Below are 21,768 nucleotides of genomic sequence, written 5' to 3' on the forward strand. Positions count from 1 at the left end.
TAATATGTTACAAAAAATTACAGATTTATATTCCAATAGTATACAGACTCATATTTCCGCTTCTAGCTTACTACCTGAGTGTATTTCTCAAGCAGCACAACGTATTGTAGATTGCCTTTTACAAGGTCATAAAATTATTGTATGTGGTCATGGTCGATCTTACATCAACGCTCAACTATTAGTTGCTAACTTATTACATCGCTATGAAATAGAACGACCAAGTTTCCCATCAGTTTTACTAAGCCTTGATAGTGCGGTAGGCTCTGCTATTGTTTCTGATAATCGAATCGCTAATTTCTATCAACGACAGTTTCATGCTGTAGCACAGCAAGGCGATATTTTGGTTGCATTTTCTCCTTTTGGTAACGAAGAAATGATTTTAGAAACAATAAATGCAGCACTAAATAAAGAAATTAATGTCATAGTTTTCACTGGTGCAGATAATGATTACATTCAAGGTTTCTTGACAGAGAATGACTTAAAAATTACTGTACCTTGTAAAAAAGAAAGTCGTATTTTGGAACATCATTTATTTATCGTAAATACAATCTGTGAGTTAATTGACTATACTTTATTTCCTCATACTTAAATTTTAAGTTAGAATTAAGCAAATATTACATTCAACATTTATCAGCCTAAAGGGATTAACAAATGAAAACAAATCAGCTAAAAAAATATGCTTTAATTCTTGGTGCAGCTATTTTGTTACAAGGCTGTGCCGCTGTAGTTGGGACAACAGTTGCTGTAGCCACAAAAGTTGCCACAGATCCTCGTACAGTGGGTACACAAATTGATGATGAAACTTTAGAAGAAAAAATTTTATTCGCAATCAATAAAGACCAACAGTTAAAAACTGAAGCCCGTATTAATGTGGTTTCCTATAGTGGACAAGTTTTATTAATTGGACAAGTTCCCAACCATAATTTGAAAGAGCTTGCCACTCAACTTACTGAAGGTGTTGAAGGAACAAAAAAAATTTACAATGAAATTCGCTTGGGCAAAAAAATCCCATTTACTCAAATAAGCAAAGATAGCTGGATTACTACTCAAATCAAAACAAAAATATTTACTACATCAACTGGTGTAAAAGCCACCGATGTTAAAGTTATCACTGAAAATAATGAAGTTTTTCTAATGGGAAATCTTACACAGCAACAAGCCGATGCCGCTACAGAAATAGCTCGTAGAGTTTCTGGCGTATCAAAAGTAGTTAAAGTGTTTAATTACTTAAATTAAATGAGCAAATAAATTATATCTTAAATTTATTTAATATTTCAGTGTGTTACAAACATCACGTTATTTTTAGTGGCTGTTTTTATAGGCTTGCAGCCAACCCTTTAGAGCTATTTATCCTTTTCTTAAAAAAGCAGCGGGGCTTTAGCTCCGCTAGCTTAATAAGGAGCTTGCTATGTTATTTACTATTGGTATTGAAAATCCTGAAAATGAGAAAACTGCAATAGGTCTTTATGTACCTGCATTATCTAATGAGCTTTACAGTTGTGTTAGTGCCGTTGATGAATTTAATGATATTTTACCTGCGGTTACTGACGCCATTCACTCTGTACTGGAAGATATGACGGAAACGGGGTTTGATTTTTCGACTATCAAAGATTTAGGAGTTAATGAATATAAAAAACAGGAAGATTATAAACATTGTAATTTATGGTTATTAGTTGATATTGATATATCTGACTTCCTTGAAAAAATAACGGTTAAATATTAGCCTATCTCAATATCTATTGAGTAGTATTGATAATAGAGTTGCCAACAATTCTCTATATAGAGACCGTAGTCATTTTCTTGCGATAGCTGCTCAAAAAGAGTTGTTTTCGCATTCTAGTGTTTCTTCCTGTTCTTTCTAAACGGCAAAAAAAAGCCTATTTTTAAATAGGCTTTATACGGTATTTGAGTGAATATTATATCACCCTTTTGATTTTTTAAATAGTTCAACGGCTTGAATGATTAATTGGTTTTGCGGTATGCCGTGTTGCTCCGCCAATTGCTTAATCTCATTCACTACCGTGATCGGTAATTTGTAGGCTTGTGCTTTCACGCCTCTTTTTTTGTCTGAACGTGCTTTTATTTCATTTGTTGACAATGCCATATAAAAATCCTATTATTTGATTATTCGAAGAGATGAGGGGATTTCTCTCCCTCATCATTTATTTTTTGTTAGTAAGCAGGGGTGCTATAAACTAACAAAAAGATTATTAGAATTAATATTAAATATTTCATCTTTTTAATCTCTTCGAATTACGCAAGGAATCAGCCTTACACTCACTTTCAAGCCTTTCTTGAAAGTGATTATATTATACATCGGTTTACTGATGCTTGCAAGCATTTTTTATTAAAAGCCCTTGATTTTTAAGGGCTTTTTTATTGTTTGCTGATTGTTTGAGCTGTCTTTTTTTATTCTGTGATTGGGGCATTATTTAATGCTGAAAGTGTTATTTTGCATGCTGGATAAGCTGAACAAGCGAAAAATGAGCCTTTTTCTGATCTTCTCAATACTAAAACACCTTTTCCACACTCGCACGGCTCGCCTTTTGCTTCTATTTTGATGTTTTCAGCTTGATTTAATTGTTCTTCAATGAATTTTTCAATACCGTCTAAAAACTCGTTTACAGTCAAATTATCTTGTTCTATCTCTCGCTGCTGCTCGAACCACAAAGCCGTCATATCAGGATAAGTCAAAATATCAGGTAAGTAATTGATTAAAGTAGAATAGCAGAAAATAAAAAACCGCAAGCTCTATCTCAAACAAATAACTTGCGGTTTCATGCTAAAGAATGGCGGAGGAAGTGAGATTCGAACTCACGGAGGGCGTAAACCCTCGCCGGTTTTCAAGACCGGTGCCTTCAACCACTCGACCATTCCTCCATTTATCTGAAAGGATAATATAATATAAATTTTTGTTCGAGTAAATCAAAATTAATATATTATAAAAACAAAAGCTGATTGTTTATACACATAGGATAAAAATCACTCCCATCAGATAAAAAATTACTGAACTTAATTGACTTTTAATTATCCAACTATTACTTTAATAAACCAAGGAATTTGTTATTACTAGGAGATTTCATGCAATCACAAATTATTATTAACACAAAAAAAGAGTCACTTTTAACAACAAACAAAGTATTAAGAAACACTTACTTCTTACTCGCATTAACCCTTGCTTTCTCAGCATTCATTGCTTTTGTATCAATGAGCTTAAATTTACCTCGCCCTAATATCATTGTTATGCTAGTTGGATTTTATGGTTTATTATTTCTTAACAATTCGTTGGCTAATAGTGGCTGGGGAATTCTTTCAACTTTTGCTCTTACTGGCTTTTTAGGATACACACTAGGTCCTATTTTAAATGCTTATGTAGGAGCTGGTTTAGGTGACTTAATTGTGCTTGCATTGGGAGGAACAGCTGCTGTATTTTTTGCTTGTTCTGCTTACGTCTTTACTACTAAAAAAGATTTGTCTTTCCTTAGTGGTATGATGTTTTCCTTATTTATTGTTTTACTTATCGGTATGATTGCAAGTATTTTCTTTAATATGACCGCACTTCATGTTGCTTTAAGTGCTTTATTTATTTTATTCTCATCAATGGGAATTCTTTATGAAACAAGCAATATTATTCATGGTGGTGAAACAAATTATATCCGAGCAACCGTCAACTTATACGTATCATTGTATAATATCTTCGTTAGCTTGCTAAATTTACTAGGTATTATGCGAGATGAATAATTAATTTATCAAAGAAATATACTTTTATGTATATTTCTTTTCTTGTTTACATTATGTTAAAAATCAATCAAATCTCTATCGACACTGACAAAGATGGATATCTTCTTAATCTTAGTGATTGGAACGAAGAAGTCGCTTTACAGATTGCTCAACGAGACAATTTAAAGCTGACGCCTGCACATTGGGAAGTCATTTATTTTGTTCGCTCTTTTTATCAAGAATACCACACCTCTCCAGCAATCCGCCTACTGGTGAAAGCGATAGCTCAAAAGCTAGGACAGGAAAAAGGTAATAGTCGCTATTTACAGAAACTTTTTCCTCAAGGTCCAGCCAAACAGGCTACAAAACTTGCTGGATTACCAAAACCTGCAAAATGTTTATAAATTTGAAACAATATATATGCTATTGTAAATTATTTGATAATTATTTGTATTTACAACTAGGCATATTTTGGCTATACTCGTCGTGCGATTAGATTTCAATTATAGGAGAATTTATGTTACGTCTAATTATGCTTATCACTTTAACTGCTTTCAGCTTATTTAGCTTACCAAGCCACGCTAAATTTAAAGTGGTAACAACATTTACTGTTATTCAAGATATTGCTCAAAATATCGCTGGTAAAGCAGCCACAGTTGAGTCTATTACTAAACCTGGTGCTGAAATTCATGATTATGAACCTACTCCAAAAGACATTGTAAAAGCTCAATCTGCTGATCTTATTTTATGGAATGGCCTTAATTTAGAACGTTGGTTTGAGCGTTTCTTCCAAAACATTAAAGACAGACCTTCTGTTGTAGTAACTGAAGGTATTGAACCAATTGCAATTGCTGAAGGTCCTTACAAAGATATGCCTAATCCGCACGCATGGATGTCAACAAGCAATGCTTTAATTTATATTGAAAACATCAAAAATGCTTTCGTAAAATACGATCCAAAAAATGCTGATGTTTATCGTAAAAATGCAGAATTATACGCACAAAAAATTAAAGATTTAGATAAACCTTTACGTGAAAAATTAGCTCAAGTGCCAGAAACTCAACGCTGGTTAGCTACAAGCGAAGGTGCATTTAGCTATTTAGCAAAAGATTATGGTTTCCAAGAAGCTTACTTATGGCCTATCAATGCAGAACAACAAGGTACACCACAACAAGTTCGTAATTTGATTGATTTAGTACGTAAGAATAATATTCCTGTAGTATTTAGCGAAAGTACTATTTCACCAAAACCAGCTAAACAAGTAGCAAAAGAAAGCGGTGCAAAATATGGCGGTGCGTTATATGTGGATTCTCTTTCTAAAAAAGGTGGGCCAGTACCAACTTATATCGATTTACTAAAAGTAACTGTAAGTACTATTGTAAAAGGATTTGAAAAATAATATGTCTAACACTCCGGCTTCCATTTATGTTGAAGATGTAACCGTACGCTACAATAATGGGCATACGGCAATTCATGATGTCTCATTCCAATTAAATGAGGGTACAATTTGTGCCTTAGTCGGAGTGAATGGCAGTGGTAAATCCACTTTATTCAAAAGCCTTATGGGACTTGTTACCCCTCAACGGGGTAACATCCAATTATGTGGTCTCCCCATTAATAAAGCGTTAAAGCAAAATCTTATTGCTTATGTTCCTCAAACTGAAGATGTAGACTGGCAATTTCCTGTTTCTGTTTATGATGTCGTGATGATGGGACGATATGGTTACATGAATTTCTTACGAATCCCAAAAGCTATTGATAAAGAACAGGTACATCGTGCCATGCAACGACTGGGTATAGAACATCTAGCTCATCGCCAAATCGGCGAACTTTCAGGTGGACAAAAAAAACGAGTGTTTTTATCACGTGCTTTAACGCAACAAAGTCGAATCATTTTATTAGATGAACCCTTTACTGGTGTTGATGTTAAAACAGAGAATGCCATCATGGAGCTTTTATTACAATTACGTAATGAAGGCTATTTAATTTTAGTTTCAACTCATAATCTAGGTTCAGTACCTGATTATTGCGATCAGGTTGTAATGATCAACCGCACTATTTTGGCTAAAGGCAGTACTAAAACGACCTTTACGCAAAAAAACTTAGAATTAGCCTTTGGTGGTGTATTACGTAATGTAAAATTACAAGGCAATGAGTTACATGATGATGAAGATGATCGCTCAGTAACTGTACTTAGTGATGAAGAATTACCACTCATATTCTATGGTCAGACTAAAAATGATCCTCCAATAGCTATCACCAAAGAAAATCGTGACAACAATTTAGATTGTACTAAAAATACTTAAGGAATATCAAAATGTTAGATATATTACTTGAGCCTTTTAGTTACAATTATATGCTAAAAGCTATTTTAATAAGTGGTGTTGTTGGTGGAATTTGTGCATTCTTATCATGCTACTTAATGTTAAAAGGTTGGTCCTTAATTGGTGATGCACTTTCTCACTCAGTGGTGCCTGGTGTTGCTATTGCTTATGCTCTCCAACTGCCTTATGCTTTAGGTGCATTTTTCTCTGGCATTTTAGCTGCAATTTCTATTTTATGGATTAAGGCTATTTCGAAGCTTCGAGAAGATGCTATTATCGGTTTTATTTTTACCACTTTTTTCTCTATTGGTCTGCTAATAGTTTCGTTAAACCCCACTTCCGTTAATGTACAAGATATAATTTTGGGAAACATCTTAAGTATCGCAGATGAAGATATTATTCAAGTAGCAATTATTGCTGGTATTTGTTTAGCTTTATTACTCATTTTTTGGAAAGATTTATTATTAATCTTTTTTGATGAAACGCATGCAAAATCCGTTGGTCTCCAACCAATTTATTACAAAGTTCTATTTTTTACATTATTAAGTGCTTGTGTAGTAGCTGCTTTACAAACAGTAGGGGCAATTTTAGTAATCGCTATGGTAGTTACCCCTGGTGCAACTGCTTATTTATTAACAGATAAATTTAAAACTTTGGTCAAAATTGCAGTATCTATTGGCATATTAACTAGTGTGCTTGGATCGTACATTAGTTACTATTTAGATGGAGCAACAGGGGGATTAATTGTGTGTTTTCAAACCGCACTTTTCTTATTAGCCTTTTGTTTATCACCGAAATACGGCTTACTACAACAAAAAAAGATCATAAAATTAGAGAAACGTGATGAATAATATTATTAATTGGTTTGCTGAACCTTTAGCCTATACTTTTATGCAAAATGCGTTATGGACTGCATTAATAGTAGGAGTAATTTGTGCTGTATTATCTTGTTATTTAATTTTAAAAAGTTGGGCATTGATGGGCGATGCTATTTCTCATGCTATTTTACCAGGTGTAGTAATCGCTTATACTACAGGCATTCCACTAATTGCGGGGGCTTTTGGAGCAGGAGTAATTTGCTCGCTAACTATTGGATATTTAAAAGAACATAGTCGTATTAAAGAAGATACTGTTATGGGAATCGTTTTCTCAGGAATGTTCGCTCTCGGTCTGGTAATGTTTGTTAAAGCAAAACCTGCTCAGCACCTTACTCATATTTTATTTGGTAATTTACTTGGAGTCAGCACAGCCGAAGTAATTCAAACGCTGATTATTTCCACAATAATTTTTTTAATTGTGGTACTAAAGCGACGTGATTTTTTGCTTTATTGCTTTGATCCTACGCACACTAAAGTCAGTGGTCTATCCCCTAGAGTTCTACACTATAGCCTATTAGCTTTATTATCGCTAACAATTGTTACTGCGATGCAAGTCGTTGGTGTTATATTAGTAGTTGCCATGTTAATCTCACCAGGTATCACTGCTTTTGTGCTGACTAAGCGTTTCGATATGATGCTAGTTATTGCCATCGTTGTTTCTGTTACTACTAGCGTTTTTGGCACAATAGTCAGTTATCATATTAATGGTTCCACTGGAGCATGTATTGTCATACTACAAGCTATTATGTTTAGCCTATCATTAAGCTACACTAAATTTAAAAATCAACTCAAAAATTAAAATACTAACCGTTCTTCCTAAACAAGAGCGGTTAGTATTTAACATAAAATTTTTCGCCACTCACCTCACCTAAATAGTCTTTTTCAATAATCTGACTAACTTTAGCAAAAATTGATCCTCTCTTAAGTATTTGACAGAATTGAGTCAGTTGCTCTGTATTACCCTTAGCAATCACTTGTACAGAACCATCATTTAAATTTTTTACAAATCCTCTAATCCCTATATTTTTCGTTTGTTTCCACGTAAAGTAACGAAAACCTACTCCTTGCACTCGTCCATAAATCAATAATTCTTTTTGTTTCATATCAACTCTTAATTCTCTCTAAAATTTGCAAAAATATACCGCTCTTTGTTAGAATCTAACCGATTTTACTCCATATTCTATTTTGACTGTAATGAAAAACTATATTATTGATATAAATGAACAAAACCTTAATGAAATACTGCAAAGTTCACAATCTACTCCGCTAGTATTATTATTTCACATGCCATCAGATCAGCATTCCGTAGAATTTACTGCACTATTAGAGAGCTATGCTGAAAAGTATCAAAGCCAATTTATTTTAGGTAAAATTAATTGTGAGATCGAACAGCTAATTGCTGCACAATTTCGTATTCAGACTTTACCTACAACTTATTTATTTAAAGAAGCACAAGCAATAGATGCATTTCAAGGTGCCATTCCAGAACAAGATTTAAAACAACGACTATCTCTTATCCTACCAAAAGAAGAAGAAGAAGAAGAAATTAAATTTAATTTAGCACTAGATTTTCTTGCTGTTGATGATTACGAAAATGCATTACCCCTACTCAAAGAAGCATGGGATATTTCTGAACATAAAAATAGTGATATTGCGTTTCTTTATGCCGAAACATATATTGCAATCAAGCGTATTGAGCCAGCACAAGAAATCCTAAATAAAATTCCTCTGCAAGATAGAGATAGCCGTTGGCATGGGCTACAATCGCAAATTGAATTATTGCTGAAAGCAGCTAATACTCCCGAAATTCAACAATTGCAAGCAGATTTTGAAAAAAATCCTACTACAGAGACCGCTCTTAAATTAGCATTACAACTGCATCAAACTCAACGTAATGAAGAAAGCTTGGCTTTGTTATTTAATCTATTAAAACAAGACTTAAATATTGCCAATGGTGAAGTTAAACAACAATTTCTCTCCATTTTATCTGCTATCGGTAGTCATGATCCTGTGACTCATAAATATCGCCGATTGCTATATTCGTTACTCTATTAATAGATTTAATCTTTAAAATCTCTATAATAGAACAATCAATCATTGCGTATAACGAGGACTTTTATAGTGGCAATTAAACATAGTAAACTTCTCATTCTAGGTTCTGGACCAGCTGGATATACTGCGGCGATCTATGCAGCTCGAGCCAACCTTAATCCTGTTCTAGTAACAGGGCTTCAACAAGGCGGTCAACTAACCACGACAACTGAAATTGAAAACTGGCCAGGTGATTTTACTGATACTACTGGACCTGAATTAATGCAACGTATGCTACAACATGCGGAAAAATTCAATACAGAAATTATTTTTGATCACATCAATAAAGTAGATCTTTCCAACCGACCATTCAAACTTTATGGTGATGCAAATACCTTTACTTGCGATGCTCTTATTATTGCAACAGGTGCTTCCGCTCGTTACTTAGGATTAAAGTCAGAGGAAACTTACAAAGGGCGAGGCGTATCCGCTTGTGCTACTTGTGATGGTTTTTTCTACCGTAATAAACCCGTAGCTGTTATTGGCGGGGGAAATGTTGCTGTAGAAGAAGCGTTATACTTAGCTAATATCGCTGCTGAAGTTCATTTAGTACATCGACGTGACAGTTTTCGAGCTGAAAAAATACTCATAGAGCGATTATACAAAAAAGTAGAAGAAGGTAAAATTATTCTACACACAGACCGCACTTTAGATGAAGTATTAGGTGATGATATGGGGGTTACTGGTATTCGCCTAAAAGATACCCGTTCTGATAAAACAGAAGAACTCAAATTAGATGGTGTTTTTGTTGCTATTGGACATTCACCAAATACTGATATTTTTGCTGAACAATTAGTTTTAAATAAAGGTTACATCGTAGTAAAATCGGGCTTAGAAGGCAATGCTACAGCTACTTCAGTAGAGGGTGTTTTTGCAGCTGGAGATGTAATAGATCACAACTATCGTCAAGCTATAACTTCTGCTGGTTCTGGGTGTATGGCTGCATTAGATGCTGAACGCTTCTTAGATGCTCAAAGCTAAAATATAAAGCGGTGGTTTTTTAAATCGTAATAAAATAATCACCGCAGTAAAACAAAAATAAAAATTACCGCACTTAAAGCATAATAAAAATAAACAGAAAACTTATGGATAAAGCTCGCCAAAAATATTTGCAAAAGTGGTTGCGAAATCAACAAAAGCCCATTAGAAACTTACTAAATATTAATATACTTCTCGCTTGCATATCTTCAGTTATTTTAGTCATACAAACTTATTTGCTTGCTACATTACTACATGAGGTAATTATTAATAATACACCTCGTACTCAATTAATATCTTATTTTATTGGTTTGCTCTTTAGTTTTGCATTAAGAGCATTAATTTTGTGGTTAAGAGAAAAAATTGGTTTCAAAAGTGGAAAAAAACTGCGAAACATCATTCGTCAAAAAATCTTTGACAAAATAAACCAAGTTGGTCCTGCAACGATCAGTAATAAACCTGCGGGAAGTTGGGCAACATTAATGTTGGAACAAGTAGAAAACTTACATAATTTTTATGCACGTTTTATACCACAACAAGCACTCTCAGCTATCGTACCTATTGTGATTCTAATTGCTATTTTCCCTTTAAATTGGATGGCTGGTTTAATCCTATTATTTACTGCACCGCTCGTCCCTATTTTTATGATCCTAGTAGGATTCGCTGCAGCAGATAGTAGTCAACGCAATATGGATACTCTTGCTAAATTAAGCAGTCAGTTCCTTGATCGACTACGAGGATTAGAAACCTTACGATTATTTGACCGCACTTTAGAACAAACTCAACACATTGAAGAAAAAACTGAAGAGTTCCGAGAAACAACAATGGATGTACTTAAAATGGCTTTTCTATCTTCTGCTGTACTGGAGTTTTTTACTTCTATTTCTATTGCGTTAATGGCTGTATATTTCGGCTTTAATTATTTAGGAGAACTAAATTTTGGTAGCTATAGCACGCCTGTAACATTATTTGTTGGCTTTTTTTGCTTAATTCTTGCACCTGAATTTTATCAGCCTTTGAGAGATTTAGGCACTTACTATCATGATCGAGCAGCAGGAATCGGGGCTGCTGATACAATTGTTGAATTTCTAGAAGGCGATTATTTAACTACCCAATCTAACTTTACACAAACTATTGAGTCAGAAAGTGCGGTAGAAATTATAGTAGAAGACTTGATTATTCTATCGCCACAAGGGGAGAAATTAACTCGTCCTCTTAATTTTTCTCTTCCAGCAAAAAGTCACACTGCTCTTGTAGGACAGAGCGGTGCAGGAAAAACGTCTATCATCAATGTACTACTCGGTTTTCTACCCTATCAAGGAAAACTTACTATCAACGGCATTGAACTACGTTGTATCAATCTTGAACAATGGCGAAAATGTATTGCTTGGGTTGGACAAAACCCACTCTTATTACAAGGTACTATTAAAGAAAATCTGTTACTTGGAAACATTGGCGTTGATGACACTGAAATAGATCAAGCATTACAAGCGGCTCAAGCAAAAGAATTTACTAAAAAATTAGGGTTGAATGCCTTAATCAAAGAAGGGGGAATTGGACTTTCAGTCGGGCAAGCACAACGATTAGCTATAGCTCGTGCATTACTGCGTAAAGGACAATTATTACTTTTAGATGAACCTACAGCAAGCCTTGATGCTCAATCTGAGAATCAAGTTTTACAAGTATTAAGCAAGCTCAGTTCGCTACAAACTACACTAATGATTACTCATCGCATTGAAGATCTTAAGCGATGCGACAATATTTTAGTCATGCAACAAGGACAAATTATTCAGCAAGGAAAATTTGACGAATTAAAAGATAAAGGCTTTTTTGCCGACCTTTTAGCACAACGAAAACAGGATATTCACTAATGAAAGCCCTACTATCTTTTCTGCGTTTATTCACTCACGCTAAAGCAGTGCTATTTTTAGGATTAATTCTCATGATTGCAGGGCTTGCCGCAAGCATTGGTTTACTGACAATTTCTGGCTGGTTCTTAGCTGCAACAGCACTTGCTGGAAGCGGTTCATTATTCAATTTTTTTTACCCTTCTGCAACAGTAAGAGGTTTAGCTATTGGTCGAACTGTTGCTCGCTATTTCGAAAAAGTCGTCACACATGATGCTACATTTCGCATATTAGCAAAACTTCGTGTACAAGTTTTCAAAAAGCTGATACCTTTAAGCCCCAGTGTATTAAATCGCTATCGCAATACCGATCTATTAAATCGTTTAGTGACGGATGTAGATACTTTGGATGGACTTTATCTACGCTTGCTTGCACCTATTATCAGTGCAATAGTAGTTATTGGATTTATCACATTAGGACTTGCTCTATTCAATATTCCACTTGCATTATTTATTGGTTCAAGTTTACTTATCTTACTTCTCGTTATTCCAATACTGTTTTATCATCTAGGTACTAAATTTGGTAATAAACTAACGCTTTCTCTTGCTGACTATCGCACTCGTTTTGTAGAATTCATTCAGGCTCAAGCAGAATTGCTGCTTTTCAATTCCCATCTATCATTAAAACAACAACTAGATCAAACTGAAAAAGAATGGCAAAGTTATCAACTGCAAGAAGCAAAACTATCAGGGGTATCTACTGCAATTTTATTATTTGCTAATGGTATCATTTTGTCTTGTACCCTATGGTTTGCTGCTGATGCAGATTTCAGTACGTCAGGGTATAAAACAGCAATTATCGCTCTATTTACTTTCGCCTCACTCGCTGCTTTCGAAATTCTCATGCCAATAGGTGCCGCCTTTTTACATATAGGTCAATTAATTGCTTCTGCTGAACGAGTGAACGAAATCATAAAGCAAACTCCTTTAGTGCAGTTTACTGGTAATGAAACTATTGAAAATACTACCGCACTTTCTATCACTTTTAATAATGTCTGCTTTACTTATCCTGAACGTGAGGATATTGCTTTAAATACAATTAGCTTTTCTGTTTTACAAGGAGAAAAAGTTGCAATTTTAGGTAAAACTGGAAGTGGAAAATCTACTCTATTACAGCTTATTGTACGTAATTACGATCCTATACAAGGAGAAATTCTACTTGCTGGTAAACCGATCCAATCTTATTCTGAACAAAGTTTACGACAACATATTTGCTTGCTAACCCAACGAGTACATATTTTCAGTGATACATTGAGAAATAATTTGCAAATTGCCAATTCTCAACTCATTAACGATGAAAAAATGCGAGATATACTAAAACTAGTTGGACTTAAAAATTTGCTTGAGCAGCCAGAAGATTTAGATTTATGGTTAGGTGATGGTGGGCGTCCTCTTTCTGGTGGTGAACAACGGCGTTTGGGATTGGCTCGCATTTTATTAAATGATGCACCAATTTTATTACTTGATGAACCTACGGAAGGTTTAGATCGTGAAACTGAACGACAAATATTAAAACTGATATTAGCACACTGTCAGCATAAAACTTTGCTAATGGTCACTCATCGTTTAACAGCTATTGAACAATTTGACTTAATTTGTATTATTGACGACACAAAATTGATTGAGCAAGGAAGTTATACTGAACTCTGTAATAAACCAGATGGATACTTCAGACAACTAATTGAACGTATTGATTAAGGAAACTAATAAAAAAATATGATGTTGGGCGGAGACCTTCCCAGCTTATCTCGGCACACGAAATTTCTGACTCTGGCTGCTTTCTTCCGAACCTGACCAAGTAAATCAGATATCATTGCGAGAGACCAAGAAGATCTCCATTGAATTTCTTCTACTTAGTAGAATCAAGTTTCGCTATTATGCAATAAGTTTTTTCCAATTGCAATTTTTTATCGTAAAAATGATCATACAGCCATAAAGTATTTACAAAAACTTCGAATCTCTCTCTTTTTTCATGATAGAATGAACTGTCTTTTAATTTCCTAACAATTAAGAATACTACTATGGCATACACTACATTTTCACAAAATAAAAATGATCAACTCAAAGAGCCAATGTTTTTCGGTCAAAATGTAAACGTTGCTCGCTACGATCAACAAAAATATGAGACTTTTGAAAAATTAATTGAAAAACAGCTTTCTTTCTTTTGGCGTCCTGAAGAAGTAGACGTATCACAAGATAGAATTGACTACCAATCACTACCCGAACATGAAAAACACATTTTCATTAGTAATTTAAAATATCAAACTTTATTAGATTCAATTCAAGGTCGTAGCCCAAATGTCGCACTGCTCCCTTTAGTGTCTATTCCTGAGTTAGAAACTTGGATCGAAACTTGGACATTCTCTGAAACTATTCATTCTCGATCTTATACTCATATTATTCGCAATATTGTAAATGATCCTTCTATTGTATTTGATGATATTGTGACCAATGAAGAAATAATCAAACGTGCCAGAGATATATCTATTTATTATGATGATTTAATTCGTGACAGCCAATTATATAGCTTATTTGGTGAAGGAAGTTATACTGTAGATGGTAAAAACTGCATAGTGAGTTTACGAAATTTAAAAAAACAGCTTTATCTCTGCCTGATGAGCGTGAATGCTTTGGAAGCTATTCGTTTTTATGTGTCTTTTGCTTGTTCTTTTGCTTTCGCAGAACGTAAATTAATGGAAGGAAATGCAAAAATTATTAAGTTTATCGCTCGAGATGAGGCATTACATTTGACAGGGACACAACATATTTTAAATATTATGGCAGCAGGACAAGATGATCCTGAAATGGCTGAAATAGCAGAAGAATGCAAACAAGAAGCTTATGATCTCTTTTTAGCTGCTGCAGAACAAGAAAAAGAATGGGCTGACTATTTATTTAAAGATGGCTCTATGATTGGATTAAATAAAGATATTTTAGTTCAATATGTAGAATATGTAACTAATATCCGTATGCAAGCTGTAGGACTACCGCTACCATTTGAAGCTCGCTCTAATCCTATACCTTGGATTAATGCATGGTTAGTATCAGATAATGTGCAAGTAGCTCCACAAGAAGTAGAAGTTAGCTCTTATTTAGTTGGTCAAATTGATTCAAAAGTAGATACTAGCGATTTCAATGATTTCGATCTGTAATTTTATCATTTTCTGCTGCATTTCTAATAAAAAAGTGCGGTCGTATATTCTATGAAAATAACTTTGCTTCGCTCTAATCTTAGATTTGAACTCGACAACAGTCTGTCTATATTAGAAAACCTAGAAAGACACGGCATCCATCACGAATATCAATGCCGCTCGGGTTACTGTGGTTCTTGTAGAGCAAAAATAAAAAAAGGGGAAATTTCTTACCAAGAAAAGCCCCTCGCTTTTTTAAACCAAGATGAAATTTTACTTTGCTGTAGTCAAGCAATAGAAGATCTAGAACTTGATTTATAAATTATCTAGATCTAAAACATGAGTCATATCAAACAAACCATTTTCTTTAGTTGAAATCCATTTAGCTGCACGCACAGCTCCATTAGCAAAAGTCATTCTACTTGATGCTTTATGAGAAATCTCTACTCGTTCGCCAATATCAGCAAACCACACTGTATGTTCTCCTACAACATCTGATGCACGTATTGTTGAAAAGCCGATTTCGTCTCTTTTACGCTCCCCTGTAATACCTTGTCGAGCAAACACACCATTAGTCTTTAAATCTCGACCTAATGTCTTAGCAATATGTTCTCCCATCGAAAGTGCGGTACCTGAAGGTGCATCGACTTTATGTCGATGATGAGCTTCAATAATTTCGATATCGCAATAGTCCCCCATTACTTTAGCCGCTTTTTCTAATAACTTAAATACTAAATTTACGCCGACACTAAAATTTGAGGCAAATACGATACTAATATTATCAGCGGCTCTTCTAATTGATAATTTACCTTCTTCGTCAAACCCAGTTGTACCAATAATCAGTTTTTTTTGATATTTTTCACAAAACTCTAAATGCTCTAGCGTCCCTTCAGGACGAGTAAAATCAATTAAAACATCAAATTTATCTTTGTATGCTGTTAAGTTATCGGAAATTTCCACTCCTAAAAATCCAATCCCAGCTAACTCACCTGCATCTGTACCAACTAATGAGGAATCTTTACGCTCAAAAGCAGCACTTAGTTTTACTCCCTCAGCACAGTGAACAGCTTGAATCAATTGTCTTCCCATGCGTCCACCAGCACCTGTAATTGCAATGTTCAATGTTGTCATATTTGTTCCTTGTCGTTTACTTATTAAGATAATGTTACTAAAGTAGAAATTCCCGTGTAGATCAATCCACAACCAAAGTACAAAAATATTAATCCTGAAATGTAATCAACACAAGTTTTGTTTTTCACATAGAAATTTCTTACGCTATTACGAGAAAAGAAAAAGGCAATAATCGAAAAATAAACAAAAGTTTCTAATCCTAATAATAAGCTAATCAATAACATATCTGTCCAGCTGAAAATATCGGCTATAAAACCAGATAATACGCTAGCAAAAAATACGATTACTTTAGCATTACTTAAATTAATTAATAACCCCTTAAAGACTTGACGTAATATATTGTCATTGGATTGGTTAAAATCACTGATACCATGCTCAATTGCTGTATTTTTAGCGGTATGTTTAATTATTGTCAAACCACTGTAGCTTAAATAAGCTCCACCTAAACACATAATAATATACTGTACTAAGTTATTTGTGCTATTCAGTAAAGACAAAGTTAGTATGCTTGCTCCAGACCAAAAGAAAATACCTAGTCCAATGCCAAAAGCAGCAGCCATACCATGATATTTTCCTTCATTAAGTGATTTACGGCTAACATACATAAAATCTGGTCCAGGACTAAGCAATCCTAAAAAATTGATGAATAGAATCGTAACCATTGTTATAAAAAGAAATAAAAAGAAATTATTTTAATCACAATAACACTATAAATAGCTGCTAATACATCATCGATCATAATACCAAAACCACTTTTTAGTTTATTGTCAAAATAACGAATCGGAAAAAATTTGGTTATATCAAAAAAACGAAATATAACAAATGCTATCAGACACCATTGCCATGTTAAAGCGGGTATAGCTAGCAACACGATAAAAATACCAACGATCTCGTCCCATACAATGCTACCGTGATCATGCACGCCAAGCGCTATCGATGTTTTTTCGCATATCAAACAACCTAAAACAAAACAAATTATAGTTAATATGATAAAAAAAGATAAACTGATAAATTGCAATATTACCCAGCCAAGCAATAAACCAACTAGAGAACCCCAAGTTCCTGGTGTTTTACTAATTAATCCAGCACCAAAACCCAAAGCGAGAAAATAAACTGGATTAGACAGTTTTAACTGCTTAATAGAATTAGAATTGTGTTTTTTTTGCATAAATTATCCTACTTTGAAGTGATCAAAGCCTAAATTACAATCAAGTTCAACTTGCTCACCATTACGCTTGAATAATATTGTTTTTTTATGGTAAGAACGCTGAGGTCTAAGTTGTCCAACACAAGTATAATTAACTCCTATATGTGTTAAAGCTCGCTCTAATTTTGCTCGATTTAATTCAGATACAGTAAAACAAAGCTCATAATCTTCTCCCCCACTTAAAGCAAATTTTTCAGCTTGTACTTTTCCAAATACATTTATTAGAGATTGAGAAATAGGAAGTTTCTCTAAATCAATCACAGCTGAACACTGACTGCGTTGCAAAATATGTCCTAGATCAGCTGCAAAACCATCAGAAATATCAATTGCAGCATTTGCTAAAGAAGAAACAGCCAATTCAAAACCAAGTAATACTCTTGGCGTTGGGCGTAAATGACGTTTAACAAGATATTGACAATCAGCATTTTCAAATTTAGTGACCGCACTTTTTGTTTGCAACAGTAATGATAGTCCACCTGCACTATCTCCCAAAAAGCCTGAAACATAAATCCAGTCTCCTGCCTTAGCACTATGACGACATAATGCTTTCCCTTTAGGTACAACACCTTGAGCTGTAATTGTAATACTTAGATGATCACCTTTAGTAGTATCACCGCCAATCAAATCAACATTGTAATGATCTAAAACATCAAAAAAACTATGGCTAAACTCCGTTAGCCATTGATGATCTATTTTAGGTAAAATCAAAGCGAGAGAAAACCATGCTGGTTCTGCACCCATAGCGGCTAAATCACTCAAATTAGTAGCAGCAGCTTTGTAGGCTAAGTCAGCTGGTCTAATATCTGGTAAAAAATGAGTATTCTCTACCATTGTATCTGTCGTAATTGCAATTCTCTGATTTTCACGATGCTCTGTAATTGCACAATCATCACCGACAGATAAAAGTACATCTTTACGAGGCAGTCTCTTAGAAGCACAAAAATAATGTTGAATAATATCAAATTCACTATCAGTCATCGCTATGCTTCCCCTCGAACAATTGCTTTATTTACGTGACAACACTGGTGCAATCTTATCTAAAACACCATTAATATATTTATGACTTTCCTCTGCACCAAAAACTTTAGCTACTTCAATTGCTTCGTTGATAACAACTTTATAGGGTACATCCAATTGGAATTTCAGTTCATAACTAGCTAAACATAGAATCGCTCGTTCAATTGGATCTAATTCATTCATATCTCGATCCAAATAAGGGGATAGAATGTTTTCTATATCATCAATGTATTGAACTGTATGTCGAAGTAACGTGCGAAAATAAGGTAAATCCACTCCTTTCATTTCTTGCTCTGTTACAAAATTCAGCTCAATAATATCAATAGAATTTTGAGAAATATACCAAGAGTATAATGCTTGAACAGCACATTCCCTAGCTCTACGACGCGGAGAAGATTTTTTAGGTTGTACTTTCATAATTATACCGTCTTAATTTCATTTAATAAGTTAATCATCTCTAATACAACTAAGGCTGCTTCTGCCCCTTTATTCCCCGCTTTAGTACCAGCTCGTTCAATAGCTTGTTCAATATTCTCAGTTGTTAGTACACCGAAAGCGACGGGAATATCTGACTGAATAGAAACTTGCCCCAAACCACTACTCGCTTCACCAGCGACATATTCAAAATGGGCAGTTCCTCCACGAATCACTGTTCCTAATGCAACAATACCATCAAATTTAGCCGTTTCAGCTAAACGGCGTGCTGCTAAAGGTAACTCGTAGGCACCTGGTACTCTAACTAAAGTAATATTTTCGTCTTTTACTTGACCAATGCGTTTTAAAGCATCTAATGCCCCCTCTAACAAACTTTCATTAATAAAACTGTTAAAACGAGCCACTATTACAGCAACTTTCGCATTAGGAGCAACAACTACCCCTTCTAATGTTTTCATACTCTTTCCCAAATTATCTATAACAAAATTTTTGCGAATTTTACCACAAAATTTCTTGCTCATGTAATAAATCCTATTTATTCTATTATAATCAGTGTCCGACTTTAAAATGCCTAAGAAACATCAAGCTAACCTTGCACAAGGTGTAATAAAATATTGACAGATGTAAAAATATAATTACAATCATCACTCTACGTTGGGATCTAACTGCATTTTGAATCTAAATAAAAAATTTGTTATCCATAAAATTTAGGAACCTATTCATGAAAAATAAAACTTTCGGTAGTGCTTTATTGGTTGCAGGTACAACCATAGGTGCGGGGATGCTAGCAATGCCACTTACATCAGCGGAAATGGGCTTCACTTACACACTAATATTGTTATTTTCACTTTGGATTTTACTCTCTTATAGTGCTTTATTATTCGTTGAAGTTTATCAAAAAGCTGAACGTAAAGAAGCGGGTATCGCAACTTTGGCAGAACAATATTTCGGTATGGGCGGACGTATTATTACTACATTATCTCTCGTAATTTTTATGTACGCTATCTTAGCTGCTTATGTTACTGGAGGAGGCTCATTACTAGCTGGTTTATTTGACTTTCTTGGTGATTCTGCAAAACCTATTTCTATTATATTATTTACTATAATACTTGGTATATTTATCGTCATCAGTACTAGTGCTGTTGATGCTCTCACTAGATTATTATTCATCATTAAACTAGTTGCATTTGCCCTTGTCTTAACGATGATGTTGCCATTAGTCAAAAGTGAAAATATTGTGGCAATGCCATTAAAAGACTTTTTGATTATTTCTGCTAGTCCAGTATTTTTCACTTCTTTTGGCTTCCATGTTATTATTCCAACTATTAATAATTACTTAGATGGTGATATTCGTCGCTTACGTATTGCTATTATTTTAGGCACAGGAATCCCATTAGTTGCATATATTTTATGGCAATGTGCTACTCATGGTGTTTTCCCACAGTCACAATTTATAGAGATCATTAATTCGGATCCAACTTTAAATGGCTTAATTGCTGCAACCTATCAAGCAACTAACAGTAAACTTATCAGTAGTGCTGTACGAATTTTTTCAACATTGGCTTTGATCACTTCGTTTTTAGGCGTTGCTATCTCTCTATTTGATTGTTTAAATGATTTGCTTCAACGTATTAATATTAGAGCTGGTCGTATCGGATTAGGAGTATTAACATTTATTCCTCCACTAGCGTTTGCTCTTTTTTATCCAGATGGATTTATTGCTGCTCTTGGTTATGCAGGACAACTATTCACATTCTATGGGCTTGTACTTCCTGTTGGTATGGTATGGATAGCTAGACGACGTTATCCAGATATGTCATACAGAGCTTTTGGTGGGACAATTGGATTAGTTATTGCTCTGCTACTTGGATTGCTAATTATGTGCGTTCCTTTCTTGATCGAAGCAGGTTATTTACCTAAAGTGATTGGCTAGCTAGTTAAAAAAGCCTGAATCAACAAAGTGCGGTAAAAAATATTAAATTATTTAACCGCACTTATTTAATTAGAATAAATTAATCAGAACTCGTTATTTTTTAATAGCATTTTCAATTTCGTCAATCATAATTCCCATGCTTTCTAATCCACCAAACGTTAAATACCAATTAATTGAGTTGAGATAAACAATTTGGTCATTTTTATAAGCCTCTGTCTTCTTAATAATAGCATTATCCAGTACTTTTTGAGCATTATTTAGTTTTTCAGTTATTGCGGCTGTACGATCAATTACAAATAAATAATCAGGATTTTTTTCCAGAATATATTCGAATCCAACACTCATGCCGTGAGTAGAAAGAAGATTTAATAGCATTGTCTGCTGGAGTAAAACCAAAATTATTATACACTACAGCATAACGAGAGACGTCACCATAAACGCTCACTTTACTTTCATTTACCAATGTGACCAATGCTGTCTTACCTTTAGTTTTTTCTGCTAAACTTTTCATTCGTTGTTCAAGGTTAGCTAATTTTTCTTTTGCTATATCCTGTTTAGAGAAAATTTGTCCTAATGCATTCACGTTTTGCTGAAAACTTTCATATAACTTAGTGTAATCTGTATGCATATAAAAAACGGGAGCAATTTCTTTTAAACGATTAATTACTTTTTTCTGTCTCGTAGTTGCAATGATCAAATCTGGATTCAAATCATTAATTTTTTCAAAATCTGGCTCCTTAAGAGAACCTAAATTAACGTAATTTTCACTTTTAAATTCACTCAAATAATCAGGTATGTTGACTGACTTAGCCAAACCAACAATTTTGTTTTTTTCACCTAATGCTCTTACGCTATCTACAGCGGAAAAATCTAATACCACAACTCGTTGTGGATTTTGTGGAACAAGCTGCTTTCCTGCTGCATTTTCAACTGTAATATCGACCGCACTTACACTTGATACTGCCAATAACGCTAATAATGACGTTGCTAAAGTTAAGAAAGTTTTTTTCATTAATT

Annotated in this window: 24 protein-coding genes, 1 tRNA gene, 1 other RNA gene and 2 pseudogenes; 16 read left to right on the top strand and 12 right to left on the bottom strand. The window is 34.3% G+C overall.

The window, feature by feature from the left end; all coding sequences use genetic code 11:
* The first annotated feature begins 4 nt into the window (after positions 1–4).
* The 3 genes and pseudogenes from ACFQ02_RS06040 to ACFQ02_RS06050 all read left to right on the top strand — a co-directional run bounded on the left by ACFQ02_RS06040 (position 5) and on the right by ACFQ02_RS06050 (position 1,862).
* Positions 5–589, top strand: a complete 585-nt coding sequence (locus tag ACFQ02_RS06040) for a D-sedoheptulose-7-phosphate isomerase (RefSeq protein WP_380820603.1) — start codon at positions 5–7, stop codon at positions 587–589.
* A 62-nt stretch (positions 590–651) separates the two neighbouring features.
* Entirely contained in the window at positions 652–1,236 is a 585-nt protein-coding gene (gene dolP, locus ACFQ02_RS06045) for a division/outer membrane stress-associated lipid-binding lipoprotein (protein WP_380820606.1), read from the top strand.
* Between the two features lie 172 nt (positions 1,237–1,408).
* Positions 1,409–1,862, top strand: a pseudogene (locus tag ACFQ02_RS06050) (type II toxin-antitoxin system HicB family antitoxin).
* Positions 1,863–1,921: 59 nt separating this feature from the next.
* Here ACFQ02_RS06050 and ACFQ02_RS06055 read toward each other — a convergent pair.
* The 3 genes from ACFQ02_RS06055 to ACFQ02_RS06065 form a co-directional block, all read right to left on the bottom strand.
* Complete coding sequence (locus ACFQ02_RS06055) at positions 1,922–2,104, bottom strand: ribbon-helix-helix protein, CopG family (protein WP_380820609.1); 183 nt, start codon at positions 2,102–2,104, stop codon at positions 1,922–1,924.
* A 305-nt stretch (positions 2,105–2,409) separates the two neighbouring features.
* Positions 2,410–2,748 (bottom strand): topoisomerase DNA-binding C4 zinc finger domain-containing protein, encoded by a 339-nt coding sequence (locus ACFQ02_RS06060; RefSeq protein WP_380820612.1) that lies wholly within the window; start codon positions 2,746–2,748, stop codon positions 2,410–2,412.
* A gap of 42 nt (positions 2,749–2,790) precedes the next feature.
* A tRNA-Ser gene (locus tag ACFQ02_RS06065) sits at positions 2,791–2,880 on the bottom strand.
* 201 nt (positions 2,881–3,081) lie between these two features.
* Between ACFQ02_RS06065 and ACFQ02_RS06070 the strand changes: the two genes are divergently transcribed.
* The 6 genes from ACFQ02_RS06070 (at position 3,082) to ACFQ02_RS06095 (ending at position 7,721) form a co-directional block, all read left to right on the top strand.
* The gene (locus ACFQ02_RS06070; RefSeq protein ID WP_380820615.1) at positions 3,082–3,741 is read left to right on the top strand and encodes a Bax inhibitor-1 family protein; all 660 of its coding nucleotides are present in this window, start codon (positions 3,082–3,084) and stop codon (positions 3,739–3,741) included.
* A 53-nt stretch (positions 3,742–3,794) separates the two neighbouring features.
* Positions 3,795–4,124, top strand: coding sequence for a TusE/DsrC/DsvC family sulfur relay protein (locus ACFQ02_RS06075; protein ID WP_380821014.1), 330 nt, complete (start codon positions 3,795–3,797; stop codon positions 4,122–4,124).
* Between the two features lie 113 nt (positions 4,125–4,237).
* Positions 4,238–5,119, top strand: coding sequence for a metal ABC transporter substrate-binding protein (locus ACFQ02_RS06080; protein WP_380820618.1), 882 nt, complete (start codon positions 4,238–4,240; stop codon positions 5,117–5,119).
* 1 nt (position 5,120) lies between these two features.
* Positions 5,121–6,026, top strand: coding sequence for an ATP-binding cassette domain-containing protein (locus ACFQ02_RS06085; RefSeq protein ID WP_380820621.1), 906 nt, complete (start codon positions 5,121–5,123; stop codon positions 6,024–6,026).
* A gap of 11 nt (positions 6,027–6,037) precedes the next feature.
* The gene (locus tag ACFQ02_RS06090) at positions 6,038–6,895 is read left to right on the top strand and encodes a metal ABC transporter permease (protein ID WP_380820624.1); all 858 of its coding nucleotides are present in this window, start codon (positions 6,038–6,040) and stop codon (positions 6,893–6,895) included.
* Complete coding sequence (locus tag ACFQ02_RS06095) at positions 6,888–7,721, top strand: metal ABC transporter permease (protein WP_380820626.1); 834 nt, start codon at positions 6,888–6,890, stop codon at positions 7,719–7,721. The genes ACFQ02_RS06090 and ACFQ02_RS06095 overlap by 8 nt, the downstream gene beginning before the upstream one ends.
* Before the next feature lie 31 nt (positions 7,722–7,752).
* Here the strand turns inward: ACFQ02_RS06095 and ACFQ02_RS06100 are convergent, their stop codons facing one another.
* Complete coding sequence (locus ACFQ02_RS06100) at positions 7,753–8,025, bottom strand: acylphosphatase (RefSeq protein WP_380820628.1); 273 nt, start codon at positions 8,023–8,025, stop codon at positions 7,753–7,755.
* Positions 8,026–8,116: 91 nt separating this feature from the next.
* Here ACFQ02_RS06100 and ACFQ02_RS06105 point away from each other — a divergent pair, with 91 nt between their 5' ends.
* The 4 genes from ACFQ02_RS06105 to cydC all read left to right on the top strand — a co-directional run bounded on the left by ACFQ02_RS06105 (position 8,117) and on the right by cydC (position 13,595).
* Positions 8,117–8,977, top strand: coding sequence for a co-chaperone YbbN (locus ACFQ02_RS06105; protein WP_380820630.1), 861 nt, complete (start codon positions 8,117–8,119; stop codon positions 8,975–8,977).
* Positions 8,978–9,040: 63 nt separating this feature from the next.
* The gene (trxB, locus tag ACFQ02_RS06110; protein WP_380821017.1) at positions 9,041–9,994 is read left to right on the top strand and encodes a thioredoxin-disulfide reductase; all 954 of its coding nucleotides are present in this window, start codon (positions 9,041–9,043) and stop codon (positions 9,992–9,994) included.
* A gap of 104 nt (positions 9,995–10,098) precedes the next feature.
* Positions 10,099–11,862 (top strand): heme ABC transporter permease/ATP-binding protein CydD, encoded by a 1,764-nt coding sequence (gene cydD, locus ACFQ02_RS06115; protein ID WP_380820633.1) that lies wholly within the window; start codon positions 10,099–10,101, stop codon positions 11,860–11,862.
* On the top strand, positions 11,862–13,595 hold the full coding sequence (gene cydC, locus ACFQ02_RS06120; protein ID WP_380820636.1) for a heme ABC transporter ATP-binding protein/permease CydC: 1,734 nt from the start codon (positions 11,862–11,864) through the stop codon (positions 13,593–13,595). Before cydD ends, cydC begins: the two co-directional genes overlap by 1 nt.
* Positions 13,596–13,629: 34 nt before the next feature.
* Here cydC and ffs read toward each other — a convergent pair.
* Positions 13,630–13,727, bottom strand: an RNA gene (ffs, locus tag ACFQ02_RS06125) — signal recognition particle sRNA small type.
* 191 nt (positions 13,728–13,918) lie between these two features.
* Here ffs and nrdB point away from each other — a divergent pair.
* Complete coding sequence (nrdB, locus tag ACFQ02_RS06130; RefSeq protein ID WP_380820638.1) at positions 13,919–15,049, top strand: class Ia ribonucleoside-diphosphate reductase subunit beta; 1,131 nt, start codon at positions 13,919–13,921, stop codon at positions 15,047–15,049.
* A gap of 51 nt (positions 15,050–15,100) precedes the next feature.
* Positions 15,101–15,349: a class I ribonucleotide reductase maintenance protein YfaE gene (gene yfaE / locus ACFQ02_RS06135; RefSeq protein ID WP_380820640.1), complete on the top strand. Its 249-nt coding sequence runs from the start codon at positions 15,101–15,103 to the stop codon at positions 15,347–15,349.
* Here the strand turns inward: yfaE and dapB are convergent.
* Genes dapB through ribH form a run of 6 tightly spaced genes read right to left on the bottom strand, consistent with a single transcriptional unit; the run spans position 15,344 to position 19,276 of the window.
* A complete protein-coding gene (dapB, locus tag ACFQ02_RS06140; protein WP_380820642.1) occupies positions 15,344–16,159 on the bottom strand; it encodes a 4-hydroxy-tetrahydrodipicolinate reductase in 816 nt (271 codons plus the stop codon). The two genes, yfaE and dapB, sit on opposite strands and share 6 nt — an antisense overlap.
* A 23-nt stretch (positions 16,160–16,182) precedes the next feature.
* Complete coding sequence (locus ACFQ02_RS06145; RefSeq protein WP_380820644.1) at positions 16,183–16,821, bottom strand: LysE family translocator; 639 nt, start codon at positions 16,819–16,821, stop codon at positions 16,183–16,185.
* 2 nt (positions 16,822–16,823) lie between these two features.
* Positions 16,824–17,327, bottom strand: coding sequence for a phosphatidylglycerophosphatase A family protein (locus tag ACFQ02_RS06150; protein ID WP_380820647.1), 504 nt, complete (start codon positions 17,325–17,327; stop codon positions 16,824–16,826).
* 3 nt (positions 17,328–17,330) lie between these two features.
* Complete coding sequence (thiL, locus tag ACFQ02_RS06155; RefSeq protein WP_380820649.1) at positions 17,331–18,344, bottom strand: thiamine-phosphate kinase; 1,014 nt, start codon at positions 18,342–18,344, stop codon at positions 17,331–17,333.
* Between the two features lie 27 nt (positions 18,345–18,371).
* Positions 18,372–18,800, bottom strand: a complete 429-nt coding sequence (gene nusB, locus ACFQ02_RS06160; RefSeq protein ID WP_380820651.1) for a transcription antitermination factor NusB — start codon at positions 18,798–18,800, stop codon at positions 18,372–18,374.
* Positions 18,801–18,802: 2 nt separating this feature from the next.
* A complete protein-coding gene (gene ribH / locus ACFQ02_RS06165) occupies positions 18,803–19,276 on the bottom strand; it encodes a 6,7-dimethyl-8-ribityllumazine synthase (RefSeq protein WP_380820653.1) in 474 nt (157 codons plus the stop codon).
* Positions 19,277–19,539: 263 nt separating this feature from the next.
* Between ribH and ACFQ02_RS06170 the strand changes: the two genes are divergently transcribed.
* Positions 19,540–20,751, top strand: coding sequence for an aromatic amino acid transport family protein (locus ACFQ02_RS06170; RefSeq protein ID WP_380820655.1), 1,212 nt, complete (start codon positions 19,540–19,542; stop codon positions 20,749–20,751).
* A gap of 93 nt (positions 20,752–20,844) precedes the next feature.
* Here ACFQ02_RS06170 and ACFQ02_RS06180 read toward each other — a convergent pair.
* Positions 20,845–21,763 (bottom strand): annotated as a pseudogene (locus ACFQ02_RS06180) (siderophore ABC transporter substrate-binding protein).
* Positions 21,764–21,768: the final 5 nt, after the last annotated feature.

This window comes from Seminibacterium arietis (genome assembly GCF_042675725.1).
Classification (GTDB): Bacteria; Pseudomonadota; Gammaproteobacteria; order Enterobacterales; family Pasteurellaceae; genus Seminibacterium; species Seminibacterium arietis.